This window comes from Deltaproteobacteria bacterium (genome assembly GCA_030654105.1).
In the GTDB taxonomy this organism is placed as follows: domain Bacteria; phylum Desulfobacterota; class SM23-61; order SM23-61; family SM23-61; genus JAHJQK01.
In genome coordinates this window covers 1-8,781 of record JAURYC010000176.1, presented here as the reverse complement: position 1 = coordinate 8,781, position 8,781 = coordinate 1, and the positions used below count along the sequence as shown (strand labels likewise).

The following is an 8,781-nucleotide window of genomic DNA, read 5'->3' as shown; positions in this document are numbered from 1 at the left end:
TGCCGTTAATCATTCCTGTCGTAAATCTTCAAGATGTTTCATTGACCAACCTTACTGCTTTGTAGGTGGAGACAGCATTTGCTTCTTCCTGAAAGCGGTATGTAGATTGAACATTTTCATGGAAATAGTGGGGCCAGGGTCAGGCTTGCAATGTTGCAATTTGATTATTCCTCTTTCTTCTTTCTTGTCGACTTCAAAAGCAGGTAATCTATCAAGTCTTTAAGAATTTCCGGAGACAAATTACAGATTATTTGACAGCAATTCAGGGAAAAATCGCGAGACTGAGTTCATTTCAACCCGTTGAATGATATATTGCCGTCCTCCATTTCATCCAACCGCCCAATCCGGCCTAAGCGGCTGATAGATGGTGCAGATGTACTTGATTCGTCAATGCGGCTAATGGAAAATATATCCATTCATGACTTCGACCGTTTCGTTGATTATGATAAGGTATTTTCTTAAGGCATCGACCGACAAAAGAGGGGGGTAGCTCTTTTTATTTAAAAGGTTTGAAAAATTGACAAAAAATGATATGGAAAAGGATCGATATTTAGGTTGCCTGATTGACCTTGCTGTCGGGGATGCTTTGGGGATCACTTTGGGGGAGAAGGTTATTTTAGAAACCATGTCTGGGTTACACCTCTATGCAAGCAACCAGTTGGAAAGCCTGGCTAAGAAACTGGCCGAGGTGCTAAGTAGTCCTCTATCCTCGCCTCTTCAGAGCGAAATCATCGTGGTCCAGAGCAAGGGCATGGAGCGATGGGTTTGCATGGAGCTGGCCCGGCATCATGGGATTTGCGCCAATATCCGATTTCCTTTCCCCAACCACTTTGTGTACGGAATCTTTCGGGAAGTCGTTCCCGATGTTCAAGAGGAATCCCCCTTCGACCCTGAAATCATGACCTGGGAGGTCATGCAAATTCTCCCTTCCTGCCTTGGGAAAAAGGGCTTTGAAAGTTTGCAGGGCTACCTCCAGGGAAATCAGGCGAATCTCAAACGCTTTCAGCTTTCTTCGCGGATCGCCGACCTTTTTGATCAATACCTCATTTTCCGGCCGGAGATGATTTTAGGCTGGGACAAGGGGGCCGAAAGCCACTGGCAGGCGGTTCTCTGGCGGGAGTTGGTGAAGGGAAGTGAAAACAAGCACCGCGCGGCCCTCCAGAAGGCCTTTCTCGATGCAATTCATAAATCATCTGAGAAACTGAAAAGTATTCCGGAACGGGTGAGTGTCTTCGGGATATCGGCCCTTCCCCCGTTTCACATGCAGGTATTCGCGGCCATTTCCCGGTTTGTCGAGGTGAACCTCTTTCTCTTAAACCCGTGCCGGGAGTATTGGGGTGACATTGTCTCCGGACGGGAGATAAGGCGATTTACGGAACGGGAGAAAAAGAAAAAAACAGCTCCCGAAGAACTCCACCTCGAAAAAGGGAATAGTCTGCTGGCCTCGACAGGGGCTCTGGGCCGGGATTTCTTTGATTTGATTGCCGCCCTTGGCTCCGAGGAGCATGAGTTTTACGTGGATCCGGGAAATGACAGCCTCCTGAAGAGCATTCAATTCGACATTCTGAATCTCGTAGACAGGGGGCGGGGCGCGAATGAAAAGAAAAAGATCCCCGAAGGGGATACCTCTATTCAAGTCCATTCCTGCCACAGCCCCATGAGGGAAGTTGAGGTGCTTCAAGACCGCCTGCTATCTCTTTTTGAATCCGATCGGACGCTCCTCCCCAAGGACATCCTGATCATGACCCCCGACATCGAGACTTCTGCCCCTTATATCCAGGCGGTCTTCTCCCTCCCGGCGGGAGATCCAAGATGGATTCCTTTCAGCATCGCCGACCAGGGGGTCCGAAAGGAAAGCCAGCTGATCGATTCCTTCCTCGCCCTTCTCGACCTCCAGGGAAGCCGCATGGGGGCTTCTCTGGTCCTGACGGTTCTGGAATCCCCGGCGGTTCAAAGAAAGTTTTCCCTCGCCGGGACGGATCTGGAACTGATCCTTAGGTGGGTAAAAGATACCCGGATCCGCTGGGGGATTGATGGAGGGAGCAGGAAAGAACTTGGCCTTCCTGAATTTCCCGAAAATACCTGGCGCGCGGGTCTCAAGCGCATGCTTCTCGGCTATGCCTTGCCCGGGCAGGATGACAAGATGTTCATGGAGATCCTTCCCTATGACCTGATAGAAGGAGGCGATGCTGCGGTTCTCGGAAATTTCCTCGGGTTTATCGAGCGTCTTTTCGCTTCGATCAAGGAATTAGGTGAGCCCCGCACCCTTAAGGGATGGGGGGAATTTTTATCCGAGCTGCTCGATAGATTTTTCCTGCCCGATAAGGAAACGGAACGAGAAGCGTATGTGATCCGGCGGACTCTCAACGACCTTACCAGAAAACAGGAGCTTGCGGGCTTTCAAGAGAAAATCAGCCTGGAAGTAATCATGTCTTATCTGCGGTCCTGCCTGGAGCGGGAGGGCTTCGGATTTGGCTTCCTCACCGGTGGCATGACCTTCTGCGCCATGCTCCCCATGCGCAGCATCCCTTTTAAGGTCCTTTGCCTGTTAGGAATGAACGATGATGCCTACCCACGACAGACGAAATCTCTCGGGTTTGACCTTATTGCCAGAAACCCGAAGCCGGGCGACCGTTCCCGCCGCAAAGATGACCGTTATCTATTTTTGGAAGCCGTCCTTTCGGCCAGGGAACGGCTTCATATCAGCTACGTGGGTCAGAGCCTTCAAGATAACAGCCTTCGCCCGCCCTCAGTTTTGGTGAGTGAACTTCTGGATTATATCAATCAGGGTTATGAGCTCCAGGGCAAGGCGGTATTGGAGCAGGTTATTACCAAGCACCGCCTTCAGGCTTTCAGCCCGGAATATTTCAAACAAAACGAGAAACTTATCAGTTATTCGAAAGAAAATTATGAGGCTGCCCAATGCGCGGTGAATCAACACGGGGAACCGGTGCCGTTTATTCCCCAAGACCTTTCGGAGCCGTCGGAGGAATGGAAGACTGTTGATTTGGAGCAGTTCTGCCGCTTCTTCGCCAATCCGGCCAGATTTCTCCTGACGAAACGCCTGGGAATCCACCTGGATGAAGAAGGCGGGATCCTGGATGAGAACGAGCCTTTCGATCTAACGGGACTGGATCGATATCAACTCGAACAGGAACTCTTAAAAAAAGTTTTGCAGAAAAAAAGCCTAAAAGATTCCTTTTCATCGGTCAAGGCTTCCGGGCAGCTCCCCCACGGCGTACCCGGAGAATTGCTGTTTGCCCGGACCTGCACAGAGATCGATGCGTTTGTCCGCACCGTGGCCCCCTACCTTGAAAAAGGGCCCTTTGAGCCCCTGAGTGTAGATTTAAACCTTGAAGGATTCAGGCTCATGGGCCGGATAGGGAATATCTACCCCGGCGGTCTCATCCTTTACCGGTACGCCAATGTCAGAACTCAGGACCGTCTGACTTTATGGATTCATCTCCACATCCTCAACCTCATGGGCGCCAAAGGGTATCCCTCCCAAGGCGTCTTGATCTGCAAAGATAAAGCCTGCACATATCTGCCGGCTGAAGAAAGCGAAAAAATATTGAAGGACTTCCTAAAAATATACTGGCAGGGGTTGATCAAGCCGCTCCATTTTTTCCCCCGATCTTCCTGGGCTTACGCGGAGGCCATGGAGAAACACGGAGATCAGGAGAAAGCCATGGCGGCTGCCCGCAGGAATTGGGAGAGCGATTTTGGCCCGGCCGAGCGCGGAGATCCCTACCTTCGGCTCTGTTTCGGCAAGGCCTACCCGCTGGATGAGGAATTTGAGAACCTAACTATGGAGATTCTCGGGCCAATCATAAAGTCCGAGTCGAAGATTTGATTTCGAGGGGAAAAAGGGAGATCCGGTAGATGGCCGGGAAGCAGGGCAGAAAAAACGCGATAACAAGCTTCGACCTCTTAGAGAGCCCGCTAATAGGGACCAACCTTATCGAGGCCAGCGCCGGGACAGGAAAGACCTATACCATTTCCGGATTGTTTCTGCGCCTGATCCTGGAAAAGGGGTTTTCGGTAAATGATATCCTGGTCGTCACCTACACGGTCGCCGCTACGGAGGAGCTGCGGGATCGTATCCGCAAAAAACTCCGGGAGGCTATGGAGGCCTTTATTTCTGGCCATAGCCCTGATGAATTTCTGAACGGCCTGGTGCAGAAAATCCCGGATGCGCAAGAAGCCATCCAGCTTTTACAGGGTGCGCTCCACGATTTTGATGAGGCCCCCATTTTTACGATCCACGGTTTCTGTCAGCGGACGCTCCACGAGAGCGCTTTCGAGAGCGGAAGCCTTTTCGATACCGAGTTGATTCCGGACCAGGAGCGCCTCAAGGAAGAAATCGTCCGGGATTTCTGGCGGCGGCATTTTTACGACGCCCCTTGGGAGTTTGTCGGTTATGCCCAGAGCAAGAAGGTAAGCCCTAAAAACTTTTTGGAGTTGCTAAGAAAAGGGACCGCCCACTTAGACTCGCAGATTATTCCTAAAATCGAGTCGGCAAAACTGAATTCCCTGGAGGCTTTTCGCCAGGATGTGCAAAGGCTGAAGAAAGAATGGCAAAAGGCGAGAGAGGAGGTCCTGGAAAAAATCAGTGACCCTGCCCTGAAATACTATACCAATCCGCAAAAGCATATTGAAGCCATGGATGATTATGTGGGGCATGGGGCTGGCCTCCCGCTTTTCAAGGGTTATGAAAAATTTACCTCCTCCAAGCTTGTGGAAAGTACGAAAAAAAACTGTAAAACACCTAAGCATCCCTTCTTCGACCTCTGTGAGGATTTTCAGGAGAAAGCCAAGGCCCTCACTTCCGAGATGGACCGGCAAATCCTTTTCCTCAAAAGGGAGCTTTTCCGTTACCTTAAGAAGGAGCTTCCAGCCCGAAAAGAGCGGCAAAACATTCAGTCTTTTGACGACCTGCTCATCCGGCTTCGAGATGCCCTTGAAAAAACGGGGGGAGACGACCTGGCGAAAGCGATCCAGACGAGGTACCGGGCTGCCCTTATTGATGAGTTTCAGGACACGGATCCGATCCAGTATGCCATCTTCAAAAGCGTCTTCGGGGGCGAAGAAAGCATCCTCTTCCTGATCGGAGACCCCAAACAGGCTATCTACAGTTTTCGCGGGGCCGACCTTTTCGCCTATATGAGAGCCGCCGGGCATGTGAATTCCCGCTACACCCTCACGAAAAACTGGCGATCCGAGTCGGGATTGATTACGGGCGTCAATACAATCTTTTCCAATAGGGAGAATCCCTTTATTTATGAGGCCATTCCGTTTGAACCGTCTACCTCGAAAGAGCGCAAGGAACAGGAGTTTCTGAGAATCGACGGAAAATCAGAGCCGCCTTTCCATTTCTGGTTCGTCGATGCTCGCCAGGTGGCAGAATCGGGCAAGCCCATCACCAAAGGGCTGGCCAGGGAACTGATTCCCGCTGCGACAGCCGGCGAGATTTACAGACTCATCGATCTCGGTAAGAAGGGAAAAGCACTTATCGGGAATAACCCCTTGCGGGAAGCCGATATCGCGGTCTTAGTGCGGACAAATAATGAAGCCCGACTCGTCCAGGAAGCCCTAACCGACCTCGGGATTCCGAGCGTCCTCCACAGCATGGGGAACCTTTTCGATACGGATGAAGCCGTGGAGATGACCAGGGTCCTGGCGGCCGTGGCAGAGCCGAATCATGAACAGATGCTGAGGGTTGCCCTGGCAACCGATATGTTGGGGGTCGGCGGGGAAGATCTCGAACGGCTGATGCGGGATGAAACCGGATGGGAAGATTGGCTGGTCAGGTTTCGAGAATATTATGAAATGTGGGAGAGACATGGTTTCATCCGGATGTTCCGGTATTTCCTGTTGCGAGAGAAGGTCCGGACCCGCCTTCTTTCTTTCCCCGACGGGGAAAGGCGCCTCACCAACATGCTGCACCTTTCGGAGGTGCTCCATCAGGAATCTACCGAAAGAAAGCTGGGCATGGTCGGCCTTCTGAAGTGGCTCAGACAGCAGCGGGACCCGGATTCCCCCCGCCTTGAAGAGCACCAGCTCCGTCTGGAAAGCGATGCCAATGCCGTCAAGATCGTTACTATCCATAAAAGCAAGGGACTTGAGTACCCCATTGTCTTTTGTCCGTTTAACTGGGGCGGTTCTCAAATCGGGGAGAATGAAGAGTTCCTGTTTCACGACGGCGATGATGACTGGAGGCTCAACCTTGTGCTTAATCCGCAGGACAATCCAAACCGGGTGTTCGCGGAAAAAGAAATTCTGGCCGAAAATCTGAGGCTCCTCTATGTATCGCTCACGAGGGCCAAAAACCGCTGCTACCTGGTCTGGGGTCGGTTCAATGAGGCCGGGACCTCGGCTCTCGCTTATCTTTTGCATCCACCGGATGGAAAGTCGGAAAACATTGTCGAAGCAACAGGGGAGAAGTTTGAAGGACTGACCGATGCCGACATCCACCGGGAACTCACGGCTCTGACCCGGAAAGCGAAAGGGGCGATCCAGCTTTCTGATATGCCGATGGCCCCAGGGAAGGAACAACTACCCCCACCGGAAGGGAAAGGGGAACTGGTTTTCCAGGAATTCTCCGGCTCCATAAGACGCGATTGGCAGATTGCCAGCTTTTCGCTTCTCCTGTCAGGCCGTCAGAAGGAAGCCGAAAGATCGATTCCCGCTGCCATTGACCTCCCGGACTATGACCAGGAAATCAATGCGGAAGAAACAATCCCGGTACAAGAGCCGAAAGGGATTTTTGCTTTCCCCAAGGGGGCCAGACCCGGAACCCTTCTGCACGACATCTTTGAGCACATCGATTTTGCCGAAAAGGATTTATCCTCCATAAAAACCATTGTGACTGGAAAGCTTAAGGAATATGGCTTTGAAAGCCATTGGCAGGAGACGGTCTGCGAAATGGTTCAGAAAGTTCTCGCAGCTCCCCTGCAGATGGAAAAGAATGGCCTGACCCTATCATGCATCGAGATGAAGGACCGGTTGACCGAGCTTGAATTTTACTTCCCCCTTCAACCTATCACCCCCAAAAAACTGAAGAAGGTTTTTGCCGAACATGCCGGGCCGGAGATCGCCGATAGGTTTCCCCAACAGATCGAGAATCTGAATTTTGTACCTGCCCAGGGTTTCATGAAGGGGTTCATGGACCTCGTTTTTCAATGGGGGGGACGCTTTTTTCTGGCGGACTGGAAGTCAAATTATTTAGGGAGCCGTGTGGAAGATTATGGACACCGGGCGCTGTTGAAGGAGATGGAGGAGAACTTCTATTTTCTCCAGTACCATCTTTATACCCTGGCACTCCACCAATACCTGAAGAAGCGGCTCCCCGATTATGCCTATGAAAAACACTTTGGCGGGGTATTTTATATCTTTCTACGGGGGGTAAGCCCGGAAAGCGGTCCGGAATTCGGGATTTACCGGGACTTGCCGCGAAAAGAATTGATCGATGCGCTTAGCTCTGAGTTGATTACCCAACCTTTATTTTAATTGGACGCAGATGAACGCGGAAAAGGCAAAATTTGCCACAGAGCACACAGAGAACGCAGAGATAGATATTTTCAAAAAAACTTATTATGTGTCTTTATTCGTTTTCATCCATGTGCCAAAACGTTTTCTTGTTTTAAAGATTTTGCTATAGCTCCGTGATCTCTGTGTTATTAACGTTCAACTCCTTAAATTCTCGTGAAGATTTTTCTAATGAATTTTATCTGTATTTATCAGTGATTATCCATGGCCCACATTGTATTTGGCTAATATCTCGGTGATCTCTGTGCCCTCTGTGGCTAATAAGCTTTTTGATTGAGATCAATAAATGATCGACCGACTCTACCAGCAAGGCAAATTATCCGAGCTGGATGTCCAGTTCGGACGCTTCATGGCGGATCTTTCCGGCGGAGAAAATCCTGAATTGTTTCTCGCCGCCGCTTTGGCCAGCCATTATCGGGGGGAGGGAAATATCTGTTTTGACCTCTCGTCCCTGGCAGGAAAACCATTGCCGGATGGTGGAAACGGAGCCTTGGAGTTCCCGAAGCTTGAGAAATGGCGGAGTGTATTGGAAGCGGCTCCTGTGGTGGGGAGACCCGGTGACTACCGGCCCCTCATTCTTGATGGGTCGCGATTGTATCTCTACCGCTACTGGGATTATGAGAGAAAGTTAACCGATATTCTGAGGGCGCGAACAAGGGGAGAGTGGGAAAAGGTCGATGAACAGATCCTGCAGGATGGACTTGCCCGACTTTTTCCGGCGAATGGGCAGGGAGAATCAGACTGGCAGAAAGTCGCTGCCTTTACCTCCGTCATGAAGAGATTTTGCGTGATCTCCGGGGGGCCCGGAACAGGGAAGACTTTTACGGTAGCCAAAATACTGGCTCTTCTCCGGGAACAGCCGGGAGCGGAAGGGTTACGGATTGCCCTAACCGCACCCACGGGAAAAGCCGCCGCGCGCTTGCAGGAGGCGATTAAAGATTCCAAGGAGAAGCTGAATTGTCCCGAAGGCGTTAAACGACTGATACCCGAGGAAGCTTCCACCATCCACCGGCTGCTGAAGAGCATTCCTGACTCCCCTTATTTCCGCCATAATGCGGAGAACCCGCTTCCCGCTGATGTCGTGGTCATCGATGAAGCCTCCATGATCGATCTTGCCCTCCTCTCCAAACTCGCCCAGGCCGTCTCGCCCTCGGCCCGTCTGATCCTTCTGGGGGATAAAGACCAGTTGGCGTCGGTGGAGGCAGGAGCCATCCTGGGGGATATCTGCGACAC

Annotated in this window: 3 protein-coding genes; all 3 read left to right on the top strand. The window is 51.4% G+C overall.

All coding sequences use genetic code 11. The features are described 5' to 3' along the window. Positions 1-532 precede the first annotated feature (532 nt). A complete protein-coding gene (gene recC / locus Q7V48_07400; GenBank protein MDO9210558.1) occupies positions 533-3,853 on the top strand; it encodes an exodeoxyribonuclease V subunit gamma in 3,321 nt (1,106 codons plus the stop codon). A 29-nt stretch (positions 3,854-3,882) separates the two neighbouring features. Then, positions 3,883-7,509: an exodeoxyribonuclease V subunit beta gene (gene recB / locus Q7V48_07395; GenBank protein ID MDO9210557.1), complete on the top strand. Its 3,627-nt coding sequence runs from the start codon at positions 3,883-3,885 to the stop codon at positions 7,507-7,509. 325 nt (positions 7,510-7,834) lie between these two features. Then, positions 7,835-8,781 (top strand): AAA family ATPase (locus tag Q7V48_07390; GenBank protein ID MDO9210556.1); only part of this gene is annotated, 947 nt, incomplete at its 3' end.